The sequence below is a fragment of the Streptomyces sp. L7 genome, assembly GCF_050990935.1.
In the GTDB taxonomy this organism is placed as follows: Bacteria; Actinomycetota; Actinomycetes; order Actinomycetales; family Microbacteriaceae; genus Leifsonia.
Map to the genome: position 1 here is coordinate 1,002,343 of NZ_CP194644.1, position 15,975 is coordinate 1,018,317.

Sequence of the window (15,975 nt, forward strand, 5' to 3'; positions counted from 1 at the left end):
ATGCCCTTGCACCTGGACGCAGACGCGTTCGAGAGCCTCGTCACGGACGAGCTCGACGAACTCCCCGACGAGATGGTGGACGGACTGGACAACGTCGTGTTCGTCGTCGAGGACCGCCCGGAGGACGGCTCCCTCGACCTGCTCGGCCTCTACGACGGTGTCGCCCTGACCGAGCGCGACGCCTACGGCTTCGGCGAGATGCCGGACCGCATCATCCTCTACCGCGAGCCGCTGCTGGCCTTCTGCGCGAACGAGGACGAACTGCGCGACGAGATCCACGTGACGCTCGTGCACGAGATCGCGCACTACTACGGCATCGACGACGACCGGCTGCACGAGCTCGGTTGGGCCTGATCCGCGGATACCGGAACCCCTGAATCCGGGTGCGAGCTCTCCCTCCGTCCGCTTCTGCCGCGTTAAGGCGCGGGTGAATCCTGGCGACCCTCGGCCCCTCCCTGCCGAGCGTCGCCGGCCGTAGCACGCGGAATCCCCCTGCTTCCCGGGGATATCGCCCTCCGTCTCCGCGGGATGTCACCCCGCCCTCGTTGCTATAAACCCCTCACGCGACTCGCCTCCCGCGATGCGCGCTGACGCAACGAAACGAAAGGGTGGCGATGCCCACATCCGCGAACGCCGCGAAACGCGCGGTTCGGCCCGGACTGATCCTCGCGACGGTCGTCGGAGTCCTGGTGTCGCTCGCCGCGACCTCCGGTCCCGCGGGCCCGGCGACCGCAGCCGGAGCGCTCGACTGCTCCGGCAGCACGTTCTACGGCGTCGTGCCGGCGGCGACGGGGGTCCCGGATTCCGCCGACCTGGTAGGCATCGACGGCTCGTCGGTAGGCGGCGCACAACTCGCCGCGAGCGTCGAGTCCTCCACCACCATCTCCGGCGTCTCCCCGAACGGGCTCGGCATCGCGATCGGCGGGACCGCCGCCTTCCAGGCCTCCGACAACGGAACGGTCGTGCAGGGCTACGACGCCGCAACGGGCGCCTGGACGTCGTACCCGGGCAAGCCGGCGCCCGGCTCCGGCGTCACGGCCGGCGCCGTGGACCCGACGACCGGGATCTACTACTTCGGCGACGTCGGCACCGACGGCGTCACCGGTCAGCTCTGGGGCTTCGACACGACGACCGATCAGCTGGTCAGCCCGAACCCGTTGGTCACCTTCCCGGCCGTCGCCGGTCAGACCAACGGCGACATCGCGTTCGACGGCGGCGGCAACCTCTACCTCGTCGCGTCCTCGACGGCGGGCGGAACGCTCGAGGCGCTCAGCGCTCCGCTGCCGCAGACCGCCCCGCAGGCGGCGACGCTCTTCCCATCGCTCCTGAGCATCTTCGCCGTCCCCGGCGGAGCGGCCGTCAACGGGATCGCCTTCGACGGCAACGGGACGCTCTACCTGAGCCAGGGCGGAACCAACGGCGTCTTCTCCATCGACCCGGGGACGGGTTCGCTGGACGGGAGCCTGACTCCGCTCCCCGCGTCGCTGACCGGACCGGGAGGGGTCGGCATCGTCGATCTGGCGAGCTGCGCCTTCCCGCCCGCCGTCAGCGCGCAGAAGAACGTCGTCGCGCGGGTGAACCCGACCGACCAGTTCGCGCTGCACGTCACTGGCCCCACGGTGAGCCTTCCCGCCGCGGCGGTCACCGCGGGAACCGCGACCGGGCTCCAGCAGTCGCCGGACGGCCGCGTCCTCCGAGCCGGCCCTGCCCTCGCCCGGTACGGCGACACGTACACGGCCAGCGAATCCGCGATGGGAACCACGAACATGGCGCAGTACGTCTCGACGTACACCTGTGTGGACACGCTCAACCCGGGCAACCCGCAGTTCCCCATCACCGGCACCGGCACGACCGTCTCCTTCGCGTTGGCGACCTACTCCGGTGAGTCTCCGTCCGTGGTCTGCACCTTCACGAACGCACCACGGGCCGCGTCCCTGACGCTGACGAAGACGGCGAGCCCCGGGACGATCGCGACGGCGGGCGACACGGTCCGCTACACCTTCACGGTGACCAACACCGGCAACACGACCCTGACCGGCGTCGACGTCACCGAGGTGGCCTTCACCGGGACGGGTACCGCCCCGACACCGGACTGCCCGACCACGACTCTGGCGCCGGCCGCCACCGTGGAGTGCAACGCGACCTACGACGTCACCGCCGCCGACGTCGACGCGGGAACCCTCTCGAACACGGCCGTCGCCACCGGCCTGGACGCCACGATGGGCAATGTGGCGAGCATGCCCGCGACAGCGGTCGTGACCGCCGATCAGTCGCCGGGCCTCACGCTCGACAAGAAGGCCGATCCGACCACCATCTCCGGCGCCGGGCAGCCGATCGCCTATTCCTTCGTGGTGACGAACACCGGGAACGTGACCCTGACCGCCGTCGGGATCACCGAGCAGAGCTTCTCCGGCAGCGGGGGCCCGCTGACCGTGACGTGCCCGGCTGACGTCACCCTGGCAGCGGGAGCCGCACTGACCTGCACCGCGGACTACCAGTCGACCGACGCCGACTACGCCGCGGGCAGCATCACCAACACGGCGACGGCCGACGCGACCGGCCCGGCCGGGGCGGCCGTCCGCTCGGCGGAGTCCACCGCCGTGGTCGACGCCCTCCGCGTGCCTGTCGAGAACCCGCCCGCGGCGAACCCGCCCGCGGCGAACCCGCCCGCGGCGAACCCTCCGGCCGCGAACCCTCCCTCGGCCGACCCGCCCTTGGCCGACACCGGGAGCGACGTGCTGAGCTGGCTCGCGCCGCTGGCCGGCCTCCTCGCGATCGCCGGAACCGGGCTCGCGCTCATGACCGCACGACGCAGGACGGCCCGTCGGCAGAGCTGATCCGCGGAACGCGGACGAACGATGCCCCGGGAGTCTTCGACTCCCGGGGCATCCGTGTCGAGCCGCTAGAGCGACTCCTCGTCCTTGTCGGCCTCGACCGGGTCGCTGTCGGGAGCGTCGAAATGGTACGAGACGTGACGCTCGCCGTTGAGAGTGCGCTCCTCGCCGGCGACGTACCAGAACAGCGACTCGAGACCCTCGACCGCGGCCACCGCGCCGATCCGCTCGTCCACCTTGCCGCCGACCAGGTAGCGCCGCTCGGCGGTCCCCACGAGGGGGCCGTCGGCGTATTCGACGATGTACTCAGGATCCGGCTGGGATGTCTCGCTCATGGCACCACCGTAGACCCGGAGGTCGGCCGGGGTGCAGAGCCGATCGGCCAGTCGGTGACGTCCAGCACCACGTCGGCGCGGCTCCGCGGGTCTTCGCGGGCCAGGTACTCCTCGAAATCGGACTGCCAGTGGTCCCAGTGCGACGCGAACGTCGCGCCGTCGCGGTCGAGCGCGCGCGCCTTGCGGAGGGCGTCGTCGGCGTCCAGCCAGATCGCGAGGTGCGCCCAGCGGACGTTGGCGGCGGCGAGCGTGCCGCAGCCTTCCACGATGACCGGCGCCCTGCCTGCCACGTCGTGCCATTCGGCCGGGCACTCGCCCGCCCAGTCCCAGCGCCGCCAGCGTCCGTGCCCGGTGAGGGCGAGCGGTTCGAGGAGGCCGCCGGCCAGCGCGTCGCTCGCGGCGAGGAGTCCGTCCCAGCCCGGGTACAGGTCGTCCATCCGGATCAAGCGGGGGGCGTCCGCGCCGGGCCAGTGCCGCACGAGCAGGTCGGCGAGGGAACTCTTCCCCGCCCCGCTCGGGCCGTCGATGAGCACGACGGGAGGCGCCTCTCGCCCGGTCGCGTCCATCGCGTCCGCGACCGCCCCGAGCAGCTCGCAGAACTCGGGCGCATCGGACGGCTCGTCAGGATCCCAGGACATTCCAGCTCCCCACTGCGATCGCCACCGCCGCCGCCGTGCCCGCCACCAGCAGGGCGACAGCCAGCGCCACCCAGTCCCGCCCGCGGAACACCGAGGGGCGCGCCCAGGTGCGGGCGACAGGCGCTCCGAAGCCGCGCGCTTCCATCGCCGTCGCGAGCTTGGACCCACGGCGGATCGAGAGCACGAACAGCGAGAACGACTGGCCGAGGAAACGGCGCACTGCCCCCGACTCCGCCACGCCGCGCGCACGACGCGCGAGCGTCAGTGCGCGCCAATCGTCCACGAAGAGCCCGACCAGCCGGAGGCCGGCGAGCCCGCCGAGCACGAAGCGCGCGGGCAGCTTGAGGAGCTGCGCCAGGCCGTCGGCGAGATCCGTCGGGTCGATGGTCACGAACAGCAGGACGGCCGGCAGTCCGATCGCCAGAACGCGCAGGAAGGTCGCGAGCCCGAGCTGGAGGGAGCCGTCGCTGACTTCGATCGCCCACCAGTGCAGGTGGACCGTCCCGGCGGTCCGGCCGTAGAGCACGGTGGTGAGTCCTGCGAGCGGCGCCGCGATCAGGATCGGCGAGGTCCGGACGAACAGCACACGTGCCGGGATGCCGGCGAAGCAGAGCAGGACGAGCTCCAGCCCGAGGGCGACGCCGGCCGAGACCGGGTCGATGGAGACCAGCAGCACCGCGGTGACGATCAGCGCGGCGCCCAGCTTGGACACCGGGTTGAGCGTGGCGAGCGGGCCGCTGCGGACGGGTTCGGCGATGCTCATGCGATCGCCTCCCGCCGGCTTTCGAGGCGCAGCTCGCCGGCGCCGATGGCCGCGGCGAACTCGGCGTCGTGGGTGGCGGCGACGACGGCGTGCCCCTCGTCGCGCAGGCCGGCGATCAGCTCGACGAGCCGGCGCCAGGTGTTCGCGTCCTGGCCGTAGGTCGGCTCGTCCAGGATGAGGAGGCGGGGGCGCGTCGCAAGTGCGGTCGCGACCGAGAGACGGCGCTTCTGGCCGCCGGAGAGCGTGAACGGGTTCGCGTCCGCGAGTACGGCGAGCCCGAGCGCCTCCAGGAGGTGCTCGGTGCGCTCGGCGAGCTCTTCCGGCGCGAGCCCGAGCGCGCGCGGCCCGGCGGCGAGCTCGTCGCGCACCGTGGAGGCGATGAACTGGTGCTCGGGGTTCTGGAAGACGGTGCCGACGCGCGTCAGCAGCTCGCGCGAACGCCAGGCGCCGGGATCGGAGCCTGCGCCGCCCGCCAGCGCGGGCGCGGCGGCGAGGGTTCCGCCCAGGGCCGGCATCAGGCCGCCGACCGTGAGCGCCAGTGTCGACTTGCCGACCCCGCTCGGGCCGGTGAGCGCCAGTGCGGAGCCTTCCGCGATCGCGACGTCCGCCCGGAACGGGAGCGCATGCGCCAGCAGGTCGCCGCCGCGCTCGGCGCGCTTCCGCGGGCTACGGCGGGAGAACAGTGGAGATCGCCCTACTGCGAGCGAGCGGGCCTCCAGCAACGGCGCCCCCGGCGCGACAGGGCGCGCGGCAGGCACGGGCTCATCGGGCAGCCAGACGCCGGCCTCCCGCAGCCGGCCCGCGGTGTCGGCGAGCACCGCCTCCGGAGCGCCGTCTGCGAGCACGCCGCCCGCGGCGTCCAGCACGATGACGCGGTCCACCAGGTCCCGCCAGACGGCCACCCGGTGCTCCACGACGATGAGTGTCGCACCGGTCCGCGCAAGCACGGCGGACACGGCGTCCCTGACCTCCTGCGCGCCGCCGGGGTCGAGGTTCGCGGTCGGCTCATCCAGCAGGAGCAGACCCGGCCGCATCGCGAGCAGGCCGGCCAGCGCCAGCCGCTGCTTCTGGCCTCCGGAGAGCTGTGCGGTCGAGCGGTCGAGCGGGAGGTCGAGCCCGACCGCCTCCAGCGACCAGCGCACGCGAGTCCACAGCTCGTCGGGCGGGACGCCGAGGTTCTCGCACGCGAACGCCACGTCGTCGCCGACACGCGCGAGGATCACCTGCGCGTCCGGGTCCTGCAGCAGCAGCCCGGATCGGCCGCGCGCTTGCGCGGGATGCCGACCGTCGACGCGGAGGTCGCCTTCCGCCTCGCCGTCGTCGTCGCCGCCCAGCACCCCGGCGAGCCCGGCCAGCAGAGTCGACTTGCCCGCGCCCGACGCGCCGAGCAGCAGCACCCGCTCCCCCGGCTCGATCGACAGGCTCAGCCCGCGGACCGCCCAGCCCTTGCGGCCGGCGTGACGCCAGCCCCAGTCGCCGACATGGACCGCGACCGGGGCCGGCGCAGAGCCGGCCGGACTCAGCTCCGGCATGAACGCCTCCCGGCCGCCGCCTAGACCCGCCCCGTGACCTCGCGGCCCGCGGCGAACCGGCTGAGCGCTCCCGTGCGGGCGATCGCCTTGACCAGCAGCCACGAGCCGAGGCCCGCGACGACGATGCCGGAGATGGTCGTCGTGATCGTGTAGACGATCGCGAACTCCGGCTTGGAGCCGGGGTACGAGTAGATCAGGTCGAGGATCGACTCGGCGATGCCGGTGCCCGCGCCCGCGATCAGCGCAGTCACCAGGTTCCAGCGGGCGTACAGGAAGATCGCGAAGACGATCTCCGCGCCGAGCCCCTGCACGACGCCGGACAGCAGCGTGGCGAAGCCCCACTGCGTGCCGATCAGCATCGAGACGACGGCCGCGACGATCTCGCCGTAGAGGGCGGCGCCGGGCTTGCGGACGATCAGCGCGACGAGCACGCCGGCGAACAGCCAGGGGCCGTTCAAAATGCCTTGGAAGCCCGGGAGGACGGCGGTGACCGGCCCCGAGATCGGGTTGTAGGCCTGACCCCAGACCCAGAAGACGACGCCGGCTGCGACGGCGACGACGCTGGCGACGACGATGTCGACGACCCGCCAGCGGAGGACGCGCTTGGACGTCGCGGAGACGGACGAAATGGTTGCGTGCACTGTTCGTGCCCTTTCTGTTCAGAAATGAGGGCACGGGATGTGAGATGCCTCCCTGCGCTGGCATGACCCAGATCAGGTTCGACGGTCGAAACTTGGAGAAGCTTCCTCTCAGCCCGGCTCACCGGACTCCCGTGTTCAGGAGTTCAGTGTAGACCGCCGGGCGGCTGTGCGCGTGCGCGCTACCGCTTGAGCGCGCGGATGACCCGCGCCCAGGCGTGACCGGCCACCCACACGAACGGGATGGCGACCGCGAGCAGCGTGATCAGGTTCGGCCGGAACCGGACGCCGGTCTCGTCGCTGATGTACGCGCCGAACGGGACCGCGGCGCCGCCGCCTCCCGCTCCGCCCGGCGCTGACTCGTCGCCGGGGCCTTCGCCCGCGCCGAAGCCGAACTGCACCGCGGCGACGGGGACGATCGTGGTGCCGTCGACGACGATCGGCTCGCCGTAGACCGACTTGATTCCGGAGGAGCTCATCGTCTCGGCGAGCTTGAGGGAGAGGTTCGTCATGGGTTCACCGTACCCGGCGTCCCCCGGCGTGACCAGGGCGGTTATGGCCGGGGTGGCACGCGACCGTTCGCCCGTTCACGGGGCATCCAGCGCGTCGAGTCGTTCCTCAGTCCGCCGCTTCGCTCGGGTCGGCATAGCCGACGTACACCGACGCGTACTTGGAGCCGTCTGCGGGGAAGACATGGAAGAAGGGCGCGTTGATCTCCAGGCCATTGGCGTCGAGAGCAGCGAGGAGCCGCGCGTAGATCAGCTCGGTCTGGTTCTCGAAGTCTCCTGTGACGATTCCTTTTACCAGTGGGCTGATCTCGAAAGAGGAATGAAACAGCATTCCTCCGTCTGCTCTGAAGGCCGCCTCGTGGATCGGGAGGAAGAACTCGATGTCGGTGATTTCATCCAGTGGCACGTTGTTCAGGCTGTACACGGAGGGACCCTTCGGGGTGCCACCCTGCCGGACGATGTCCGTCACGAACGATTCGAGCTGGTCGCCGAGCTCGCTGTAGTGGAAGGTCGCGCGGCGGCTGACCACGTTCTGATACGCCAGCTTCTCGCCGCAAGTGACGCCTTGGAGAAGAGCATCCATTCGCGAGCCACCGCGTCGACATACAGGTCCAGCATGACCTCGCCGTAGAACTTCAGGACCACGTGGTAGATGGTCTTGATCTCCAGCCCCGCCGCCGCCACCGCCCGCTCGATCTCCTCATACGGCACCGGCTTTTCCAGATCGTAGTGCCGGTAGAAGAAGTCGGTCTCCAGTTCGAGGTGCTCCTTGAAACGGAAACTCTCACCGCTGTGCTCGACGATGTTGATCCGGTTGCCGAGAGTGGTCATGATCGTGAAGTCTCGGCCGCCGGGAACGCTGGAGAACACAAGGGGACCACTGGTGTAGTAGCCGTTGTGCATCAACACCTGCTTGAAGTAATCGCCGACAGGGTCCACGACCTCGAACAGCTCGTCCCCCGGGTGAAGCTCTGCTGTGTGACTCACAACGTTGGCATGCTCAACGTCCGCTGCTTAAACCGCATGAAGTGGTCCTTCCAATCGTGTACTCCGTACTTCGCTCGCGCGCTGGTTCGTCACCGTGTATCTGACATCCCTAGCTTGGTCAGGACCAGCAGAACCACGCAGAACGCGAACACAATGCCCACCCAGAGCGCGACCTTCTTGACAATTGCGCGCACCAGAAACCTCCCGCCATACTTCAACCGACCTTCAGCGTCCCGGGCGATCTTGTTGCCGGCGAGCTGATCCAGAATCGCCTGCCTCGTCAAACCAGCACCGAGACCGGTGCCGACAGACCCGAGAATGAGCGAGCCCGTCAACTGCTCCAGAAGGGAAACCGTGTCGCCGGTCGCCGCCGCGAGATTCGCGAGCCTGTCCACGAACAGCCCCGCTGTCCGCGCAGCGAAGTCATGCAACGCCTGCAGCCTGCCCTCCAGATCCCGCACGGTGGCATCGAGCTGCGCCAGCACCAACTCCAACTGTGCGTTCCCCGCCTCCAACGCCGGAGCCAACCCGGGAATCGTCGATGACGCAGCAGCCGCCGTCCGGTTCGCCTCGATCTGACGCTCCGTCGCGTCCCGCTGCGCCCTCGTCGCCCGGAGCTGGATGTTCAGCTCATCCTCTTTCAGCACCCCGAAGCCGGCCACAAACGAGTCCGCCTGCGTGTACTTCTCCAGGTCCACCTCGATGGCATCGACCTCGCCCTGCGCATCCGCGACGGACGGCTGGACGATCTGCGCGAAGAGGGTGTCGACCGCCGAGTAGCCCTTGCCCGAAAGCTCACCACCCGCCATAACCTCCCGAAGCTGTGCGCAGGCGCTGACCGTGGCATCCAGCACAGCCGCCGCGGCCGTCAGGTTCGCCGAAAGCGCCCCCGTCAACGCAGCCGAGTCCCCCGAGTCGTAGATCAGCCCCATGACACGTCCGCCTTCTCTCGCCGTAACCGTTCCAGCTCGGCCTCCGACGTCGAGCGGACCTCCCGCTCTGTCTCATCCAGAAGGTCTGCGTGATCGCGTGCCAGCCGGCCCACGTACGAGTCGAGCTCTCTGCTCGCGGCCAGCCCCTTCTGCACGAAGTAGTTCTTCGCGTCCAGGCGCAACGCCCGCGCCCTCTCGCATGCTCGCAACAGTGCTCGACCCCAGCGCCACCTGCCGCCCATCGCTCTCAACCTCGATGCTCGCGAAACCCGCAGCCGCAGCCTCCGCTGCGGCGGTATTCGATGCGACCTTCATTCCCCGCCCTTCAAACAACACCGCAACAGCCGACCAACCGCAGAGAGGCTGCCGCGCGTCGCGACCTCCGAGGAACCTGCGGCCTCAACCTGAGACGCGCCGTAGGCACAACCGACGGCAAACGCAATCAGAAGCCGAAGCTCTGCGCGTCCTGCGCGTCACGCTCGGCGATGGTGTCCGCGTACTTGTTCAGCTGCTCGTTGATGTTGACCAGCAGCTCCTCGAACTTCTTCACGCTCTCGTGCAACTGGTTGTACTGCTCGAGATAGGCCTGAAACGCCTGACCCTTCCACTGCTCGGCAATGGTCGAGTTCATCTGGTTGACCTTCTGGATCGCCTGCTCGATCTCTTCCTTCGAGCGCGTGTAGACCTGAGCCTGCTGCTTCAGTTCTTCCGGCGTAACGCTGATCTGGCCCATGAGAAACCCCCTGTTTCGACACAAAGACGTACTTCCGCGTGGAGCGAAGTATGTGGGTTTCGACGCTATAAGCTCGCGCCTTTTGCGTCAAATCTCACACCTGACACGTATCGTCCGGAACACCACTTAACGAACAACAGCTCCACCGCGAGCAGGAGGTGTGGCCGACTGAACGAGACGCATCCTCAACGAGAGGGGTGCGGTTCAGGACACGCTCTAGTCGCTCAGCCAGCGCGGGTTGCGGCCGTCGCGCTCGGCGGCGTCGGCGTCGCGCGCCCTGCGGACCAGGGAGGCAGGGCCGATCGTGCCGCGCCCGAACCGTGCGCTGACCGCGTCGAGGGTGCGCTCGGCCTCGCGCCACTCCTCGTCCGGGTCCCACAGCGCGAGCGCGTCGCCGCCGGCGTCGGCGAGCTGCTCGGCCCGCACGCCGATCAGCCGGATCGGGGTGTCCTTCAGGCGGAGGTCGAGCGCCTCGAAGACGTCCCAGGCCTCCTCGAACAGCCGCCGCCCGACGTTGGTCGGCTCGGCGAGGGTGCGGGAGCGGGTGATGGTGCGGAAGTCGGAGAACCGCACCTTGATCGCGATCGTGCGGCCGACCATCCCGTGCTTGCGGAGCCGTTCGCCGACCCGCCCGGAGAGCCGGAGCAGCTCTCGGCGCAGGGTGTCGGGGTCCTCCACGTCGACCGAGAAGGTGTTCTCATGGCCGATGCTCTTCTCGCGGGAGACGGTGACGATCCGGCGCGGGTCGCGACCGTTGGCGAGCTCGTGCAGCCGGTGCGCGGTCGCGTCGCCGACGGCGCGCTGCAGAACGGTCAGCGGGGCGTCGGCGAGGTCGGCGACGGTCCGCATCCCCATCCGCTCCAGCGACGCCTGGGTGCTGGCGCCCACGCCCCAGAGCGCGCCGACCGGCAGCGGACGCAGGTAGGCGACCGCGTCGGCCGGCGGGATGACGAGCATCCCGTCCGGCTTGGCGTGACCGGAGGCGAGCTTGGCCATGAATTTCGTGCCGGCGACGCCGACCGAGCAGGTGAGGCCGGTCTCCTCACGGACACGCGAACGGATGAGCTCGGCGATACGTCGCGGCGACCCCAGCAGCCGGCGCGCACCGGCGACGTCCAGGAACGCCTCGTCGATGCTGAGCGGCTCGACCAGCGGGGTCACCTCGTGGAATATGTCCATCACCTTGCCGGAGTATTCGGTGTACTTCTCGTAGTGCGGCGGCAAGATGATCGCGGTCGGGCACAGCCGCAGCGCCTGGGAGACCGGCATCGCGCTTCGCACGCCGAACCGGCGCGCCTCGTAGGTGGCGCTGGTGACCACCCCTCGGCCGCCGGCGTGGCCCACGATGGCGGGCTTGCCGCGGGCGTCCGGCCGGTCGAGCAGCTCGACGGAGGCGAAGAAGGCGTCCATGTCGACGTGCAGGATGGTGGCGTCGGCGTCGTCGACGTCGGCGGTCGTCACCCGCCGGTCGCTGCCGTCCGCCCTACCCACGACGAACCCTACCCATGAAGAAGCCCTCCCACCCCTCAATCCTCCCATCCGGCCACGACATCGTGGACGGCGGCCGCCGGAGCACGGGACTAGCGTGGAGGCATGGAATTCAGATACCTCGGCAACAGCGGTCTCAAGATCTCGGAGATCATCTACGGCAACTGGCTCACGCACGCCTCCCAGGTCGAGAACGAGACGGCGACGCAGTGCGTCCACGCCGCCCTCGACGCCGGCATCAGCACCTTCGACACCGCGGACGCCTACGCGAACACCGCCGCAGAGCAGGTGCTCGGCGACGCCCTGAAGGGCCAGCGCCGCCAGTCGCTGGAGATCTTCACCAAGGTCTACTGGCCGACCGGTCCCAAGGGGCACAACGACACCGGACTCTCGCGCAAGCACATCCTCGAGTCGATCGACGGCTCGCTCACCCGGCTCGGCACCGATTACGTGGACCTCTACCAGGCGCACCGCTACGACTACGAGACGCCGCTCGAGGAGACGATGCAGGCGTTCGCCGACATCGTGCGACAGGGCAAGGCGCTCTACATCGGCGTCAGCGAGTGGACCGCCGACCAGCTCCGCGCCGGTCACGCCCTCGCCACGGAACTCGGCTTCCAGCTCATCTCGAACCAGCCGCAGTACTCGATGCTCTGGCGGGTCATCGAGAAGCAGGTCGTGCCGACCTCTGCCGAGCTGGGCATCTCGCAGATCGTCTGGTCCCCGGTCGCGCAGGGCGTGCTCACCGGCAAGTACCTCCCGGGCGCGCCGCTTCCCGAGGGAAGCCGGGCAGCCGATGACAAGGGCGGTGCGAACGCGATCAAGGGCTTCCTGCGCGACGACGTCCTCACCTCCGTGCAGCGGCTGAAGCCGATCGCCGACGAGCTCGGCGCGACGATGGCGCAGCTCGCGATCGCCTGGGTGCTGCAGAACCCGAACGTGTCCGGCGCGATCGTGGGCGCATCCCGGCCGGAGCAGGTGGCCTCCAACGTGAAGGCCGCGGGCGTCCGGCTCAGCGGCGACGTGCTCGCCCGCATCGACGAGGCGGTCGGGGACGTCGCGGTGACCGACCCGGCGGAGACGACCTCCCCGGCGCAGCGAGTCGCCTGACTCACACCAACGCGGCGACGAGCGGGCGGAACCAGTCGCGGAACGCCGGCGAGTCGTCGCGCAGCGAGGTGCTGACCACGACCGTGTGCGGCCCCACGATCCACGCGCCGCGCTCGGCGAGCGGGAGCACGTCGATGTCCAGCCGGAAGTAGCCGGCCTGGCGTCGGAGGTCGTGCTCCCGCTCGTGGACCACGTCCACGATGTCGGCGGAGCGCGTCGCGTGGCGCTCGATGCTCGCGCGGGCGTACTCGGCTCGCCGCTCGCGCGCCCAGCTCGCCGCCGTCTCGTACTGGGCGAGCACCACGTCCTGCAGCTCGATCGCGCGATCGAGCGCAGCGAAGTGCGGAGGCTGCAACAGCGGGGTGAGCGGGCGGTGCTCGCGGTCCGCTGCGCGCTCGAACAGGGCGTGCCACTGGGTCTCCAGGACGTCCTTCGCGGCCAGGGTCACGGCTCCACGACTCCGCTCCAGCGCACCGTGAAGAGCCGGGACGATCGACGGCGACACCCGCGGGAGCGCGGGCTCGCGAGTGTTGTCGAGGCCGACGAGGTCGCGCAGGGCGAGCGCGATCAGCAGGTCCCAGGGGCAGTCCTCCGTGACCTGCCATCGAAGGGTGCCCTCGACGAACATGCCGTCATTGTAAGAGCAGCCGGTGACCTCCCGCAGTGCGTTCCCGCGAGCGTTCAGGCGCGGCGGTCGAGCTCGGCGATCAGGCGGAGGACGGTGCGCTGGTTGCGGCCCGTCGCCACCGGCCCGAGACTGCGCCAGAACGCGCCCGACACGGTCGACTTCGAGACGCCGAGCGGGCTCCACTGGTAGACAGCGCGCTGGCCGAGCCGGACGATCTCCGGGGAGAGCGCGGCGTCGTCCGGCGCGCTCACTCCGGCGGGCAGGTCGTGGTCGAGGAAGGTCACGACGAGCCGGGAGTCGTCGTCCGCGACGTCCAGCAGCGGGTTGTCCGCCGCGATCCGGCGGAAGCGTTCCTCCGGCAGCAGGACGACGCCTGCCGACACTCCGGACGACTCCGCCAGCGCGGAGGTGACCGCGTCCGCCTGCTCAGCGGTAGGCGCACCCGGCCCACGGAAGACGACGTTGCCGCTCTGCAGCAGGGTGACCACGTCCTCGAAGCCGGCCGCCTCGAACGCGGCGGCGAGGTCCGCCTTCGCGACGCGCGCGTTGCCGCCGACGTTGATACCGCGGATCAGGCCGACCCCGAGCACTGCTCAGGCCTCCGTTGGCTCGGCCGCCACCAGCAGCACGGCCGGAATGGTCGCGGTCTCGTACGGCCCGCTGCCGTCGCGGCGCACCTGTGGCTCGCTGAAGGCGACGACCCAGTTCGTGAAGCCGTCGTTCGGCAGCGAGATCGCCCGGAGGCTGCGGTCACCGCCGGCGATGATCACGCCCGTCGGCTCCCCGGCCAGCCGTCGGACGACGGCGGCTCCTGCTCGACGACGTACACCTGCACGCCCACGCCGAGGCCGGGCGTGGCCTCGCGCGGGTCGCGCGGCGGACGGGGACGATCACGCTTCCACATGCCTCAAGCATCCCATGCCGATCGGGACCGGCTCAGTGCGACGTCGACGGCGCGGTCCTCCCCCGCTCCGGGTCGAGCAGACGGCGCAGCGTGGCCCGCTCGACGACGGTCCAGGCCGAGGTCGTCAGGATGTACACGGCCGCGGCGAGCGGCACGAACGCCGCGAAGACCACCGTGACATACGGCAGGAACGAGAGCGCCCGCACGACGCCGGTCGGTGCCTGCGTGCCGTCCGGCTGCGGCACCGCGAGCACGCGCCGCGACACCGTGGTCACGGCGGCGATGAGCACCAGCACGCCCGCGTAGACCAGGAACCCCGGCCAGACGGACCCGGCGCCGGCGAGGCCGACGAAGCTGGTCCCGAGCGGCGCGCCGAGCACGTGAGCGTCGAGCAGAGCGTTGGCATGGCCGACGATGGTGGCGTGCGTGAACAGCGCGTAGACCAGCGAGATGACGGGGAGCTGCGCGAGCAGCGGCAGCATCCCGGCGAACGGGGAGGTGCGCTCGGCCTGGTAGAGCTCCATCGTCTTGCGGGCGAGCAGCTCGCGGTCCTTCCCGTGCCTGCGCTGAAGCTCGGCGAGGGCCGGGGCGAGCCGGCGCCGGGTGTACTCGGCGCGCACCTGGCTGACGCCGACGGGGAGGAGGAGGGCGCGCACAGTCATCGTCAGGACGACGATCGCGACGATGCCGGCGGCTGTGCCCGCAACGGGCTCGGCGGCGGCGGAGAGGGCGGTGACGAAGCCGTAGGCCGCGTCGAGGACGGCCGCGATCGGCGGCCAGGAGAAGAAGTCCATGGGTGATATCCCTGCAGTCGGAACGAACGAGACGTCGTCTGGCCGCGCAGGGCGAAGATCGCCCGGCTACGCGACCGGCAGGGGATGCCCGGCGCTCTCGGCCGCGGACGGCCGTCCGCGTCCGGGTCGGCCTGGCTCTCGAGGAGCCAACCGGCGGCAGGCTGCAGCGGGTTCGACCAGACGGCGCGGGCGCGCAGCGAGGCCGCGAGAGCGGCGACCGAGCGCACCACTGCCGTCGCGGCGACCGCGACGATCCCGATCGCGCCGGCCAGGCCGACGAGGGCGACGAGCCCGGAGAGACCTCCCGGCCAGGCCGCGGAGTGCCACAGCACCGACAGGCCAGAGCCCGGCGCGAAGAAACGCGCCACGAACTCCAGCAGACCGGTCATGTGCACGACCGTAACGCATCCGCCCGCCGGGCCGCGCGCACGTTCGCCGTGAGCGGAGCGGGCCCGAACAGGAGCAAGATGGATGCATGAGTCGAATCGCAATCGTCGGAGCCCACGGAAAAGTCGCCCAGCAGCTCATGCGGGTGCTCTACGACCGGGGGGACGAGTTCGTCGGCCTCGTCCGCAGCGACGAGCACGCCGAGGACGTCTACCGTCTGGGCGGCGAAGGCCACGTCATCGACATCGAACAGGCCGACTCCGGCGCCATCGCCATGGCCTTCGTCGGCTGCGACGCGGTCGTGTTCACGGCAGGCGCCGGAGCGGGGTCGGGCGTCGCCCGGAAGCGCACGGTCGACTATGCCGGTTCGGTGAAGTCCGCCGAGGCCGCCGCCTCCGCCGGCGTCCGCCGGTTCGTGCAGGTGAGCGCGTGGGGCGTCGACGCCCCGGTGGCGGAGGACGCCGACCCGCAGTGGCGCGCCTATGTGGAGGCCAAGCGCGATGCCGACGACGCGCTGCGCGCCTCCGGGCTGGACTGGACGATCCTCCGTCCGGGAGGCCTCACCTTCGAGGAGGGGACGGGCGCGGTCCAGCTCGGCGAGAGCGTGCCGCGCGGCACCATCGCGCGCGAGGACGTGGCCCGGCTGATCGCCGTCTGCCTGACCGAGCCCGCCACGATCGGCCGCACCTGGGAGGTCATCTCCGGCGACGCCCCGATCGAGGAGGCCGTGCACGCCCTGACGGCGGCCCAATAGGCTCTTCCC

The 15,975-nt window shown here is 70.5% G+C and carries 22 protein-coding genes; 4 read left to right on the forward strand and 18 right to left on the reverse strand.

The genetic code is table 11. From position 1 onward, the window contains the following. Positions 1 to 354 carry a metallopeptidase family protein gene (locus tag ACR5MH_RS05010; protein WP_433862604.1) on the forward strand — a complete coding sequence of 118 codons (354 nt, stop codon included), beginning with the start codon at positions 1 to 3 and terminating at the stop codon, positions 352 to 354. A gap of 260 nt (positions 355 to 614) precedes the next feature. Next, the gene (locus ACR5MH_RS05015; protein WP_433862354.1) at positions 615 to 2,837 is read left to right on the forward strand and encodes a DUF7507 domain-containing protein; all 2,223 of its coding nucleotides are present in this window, start codon (positions 615 to 617) and stop codon (positions 2,835 to 2,837) included. Positions 2,838 to 2,902: 65 nt separating this feature from the next. Here the strand turns inward: ACR5MH_RS05015 and ACR5MH_RS05020 are convergent, their stop codons facing one another. The 12 genes from ACR5MH_RS05020 to ACR5MH_RS05075 form a co-directional block, all read right to left on the reverse strand. Then, on the reverse strand, positions 2,903 to 3,169 hold the full coding sequence (locus tag ACR5MH_RS05020) for a hypothetical protein (protein WP_433862355.1): 267 nt from the start codon (positions 3,167 to 3,169) through the stop codon (positions 2,903 to 2,905). After that, positions 3,166 to 3,807: an ATP-binding protein gene (locus ACR5MH_RS05025; protein ID WP_431346342.1), complete on the reverse strand. Its 642-nt coding sequence runs from the start codon at positions 3,805 to 3,807 to the stop codon at positions 3,166 to 3,168. The genes ACR5MH_RS05020 and ACR5MH_RS05025 overlap by 4 nt, the downstream gene beginning before the upstream one ends. Further along, the gene (locus tag ACR5MH_RS05030; protein WP_431346341.1) at positions 3,791 to 4,570 is read right to left on the reverse strand and encodes an energy-coupling factor transporter transmembrane component T family protein; all 780 of its coding nucleotides are present in this window, start codon (positions 4,568 to 4,570) and stop codon (positions 3,791 to 3,793) included. The genes ACR5MH_RS05025 and ACR5MH_RS05030 overlap by 17 nt, the downstream gene beginning before the upstream one ends. After that, positions 4,567 to 6,102: an ABC transporter ATP-binding protein gene (locus ACR5MH_RS05035; RefSeq protein ID WP_431346340.1), complete on the reverse strand. Its 1,536-nt coding sequence runs from the start codon at positions 6,100 to 6,102 to the stop codon at positions 4,567 to 4,569. The genes ACR5MH_RS05030 and ACR5MH_RS05035 overlap by 4 nt, the downstream gene beginning before the upstream one ends. Before the next feature lie 20 nt (positions 6,103 to 6,122). After that, positions 6,123 to 6,743: an ECF transporter S component gene (locus ACR5MH_RS05040; RefSeq protein ID WP_431346339.1), complete on the reverse strand. Its 621-nt coding sequence runs from the start codon at positions 6,741 to 6,743 to the stop codon at positions 6,123 to 6,125. A gap of 179 nt (positions 6,744 to 6,922) precedes the next feature. Further along, a complete protein-coding gene (locus ACR5MH_RS05045; RefSeq protein WP_431346338.1) occupies positions 6,923 to 7,252 on the reverse strand; it encodes a GerW family sporulation protein in 330 nt (109 codons plus the stop codon). Positions 7,253 to 7,358: 106 nt separating this feature from the next. Further along, on the reverse strand, positions 7,359 to 7,832 hold the full coding sequence (locus ACR5MH_RS05050; protein ID WP_431346337.1) for a DUF5085 family protein: 474 nt from the start codon (positions 7,830 to 7,832) through the stop codon (positions 7,359 to 7,361). After that, the gene (locus ACR5MH_RS05055) at positions 7,715 to 8,236 is read right to left on the reverse strand and encodes a hypothetical protein (RefSeq protein ID WP_431346336.1); all 522 of its coding nucleotides are present in this window, start codon (positions 8,234 to 8,236) and stop codon (positions 7,715 to 7,717) included. Before ACR5MH_RS05055 ends, ACR5MH_RS05050 begins: the two co-directional genes overlap by 118 nt. Positions 8,237 to 8,325: 89 nt before the next feature. Beyond that, positions 8,326 to 9,168, reverse strand: a complete 843-nt coding sequence (locus tag ACR5MH_RS05060) for a hypothetical protein (RefSeq protein ID WP_433862356.1) — start codon at positions 9,166 to 9,168, stop codon at positions 8,326 to 8,328. Beyond that, complete coding sequence (locus tag ACR5MH_RS05065) at positions 9,159 to 9,350, reverse strand: hypothetical protein (RefSeq protein ID WP_431346334.1); 192 nt, start codon at positions 9,348 to 9,350, stop codon at positions 9,159 to 9,161. Before ACR5MH_RS05065 ends, ACR5MH_RS05060 begins: the two co-directional genes overlap by 10 nt. A 260-nt stretch (positions 9,351 to 9,610) precedes the next feature. Beyond that, entirely contained in the window at positions 9,611 to 9,901 is a 291-nt protein-coding gene (locus ACR5MH_RS05070; protein WP_179605143.1) for a WXG100 family type VII secretion target, read from the reverse strand. 216 nt (positions 9,902 to 10,117) lie between these two features. Next, on the reverse strand, positions 10,118 to 11,392 hold the full coding sequence (locus ACR5MH_RS05075; protein ID WP_431346333.1) for a DNA polymerase IV: 1,275 nt from the start codon (positions 11,390 to 11,392) through the stop codon (positions 10,118 to 10,120). A gap of 102 nt (positions 11,393 to 11,494) precedes the next feature. Here ACR5MH_RS05075 and ACR5MH_RS05080 point away from each other — a divergent pair, with 102 nt between their 5' ends. Beyond that, a complete protein-coding gene (locus ACR5MH_RS05080; RefSeq protein WP_431346332.1) occupies positions 11,495 to 12,499 on the forward strand; it encodes an aldo/keto reductase family protein in 1,005 nt (334 codons plus the stop codon). Between the two features lies 1 nt (position 12,500). On the opposite strand, the gene ACR5MH_RS05085 is transcribed toward ACR5MH_RS05080, so the two are convergent. The 6 genes from ACR5MH_RS05085 to ACR5MH_RS05110 are packed head-to-tail and all read right to left on the reverse strand — an operon-like array spanning position 12,501 to position 15,214. Further along, positions 12,501 to 13,127, reverse strand: a complete 627-nt coding sequence (locus ACR5MH_RS05085; RefSeq protein ID WP_431346331.1) for a hypothetical protein — start codon at positions 13,125 to 13,127, stop codon at positions 12,501 to 12,503. A 53-nt stretch (positions 13,128 to 13,180) separates the two neighbouring features. After that, on the reverse strand, positions 13,181 to 13,717 hold the full coding sequence (locus ACR5MH_RS05090) for a DUF1697 domain-containing protein (RefSeq protein WP_431346330.1): 537 nt from the start codon (positions 13,715 to 13,717) through the stop codon (positions 13,181 to 13,183). 3 nt (positions 13,718 to 13,720) lie between these two features. Then, positions 13,721 to 13,897 (reverse strand): hypothetical protein, encoded by a 177-nt coding sequence (locus ACR5MH_RS05095; protein WP_433862357.1) that lies wholly within the window; start codon positions 13,895 to 13,897, stop codon positions 13,721 to 13,723. Beyond that, positions 13,894 to 14,031, reverse strand: a complete 138-nt coding sequence (locus ACR5MH_RS05100; protein ID WP_433862358.1) for a hypothetical protein — start codon at positions 14,029 to 14,031, stop codon at positions 13,894 to 13,896. Before ACR5MH_RS05100 ends, ACR5MH_RS05095 begins: the two co-directional genes overlap by 4 nt. Positions 14,032 to 14,063: 32 nt before the next feature. Further along, positions 14,064 to 14,693, reverse strand: coding sequence for a YidC/Oxa1 family membrane protein insertase (locus ACR5MH_RS05105; protein ID WP_433862605.1), 630 nt, complete (start codon positions 14,691 to 14,693; stop codon positions 14,064 to 14,066). A 2-nt stretch (positions 14,694 to 14,695) separates the two neighbouring features. After that, a complete protein-coding gene (locus ACR5MH_RS05110) occupies positions 14,696 to 15,214 on the reverse strand; it encodes a DUF6412 domain-containing protein (RefSeq protein WP_433862359.1) in 519 nt (172 codons plus the stop codon). 86 nt (positions 15,215 to 15,300) lie between these two features. On the opposite strand from ACR5MH_RS05110, the gene ACR5MH_RS05115 reads away from it, so the two are divergent. Continuing rightward, entirely contained in the window at positions 15,301 to 15,966 is a 666-nt protein-coding gene (locus tag ACR5MH_RS05115; protein ID WP_431346326.1) for an SDR family oxidoreductase, read from the forward strand. Positions 15,967 to 15,975: the final 9 nt, after the last annotated feature.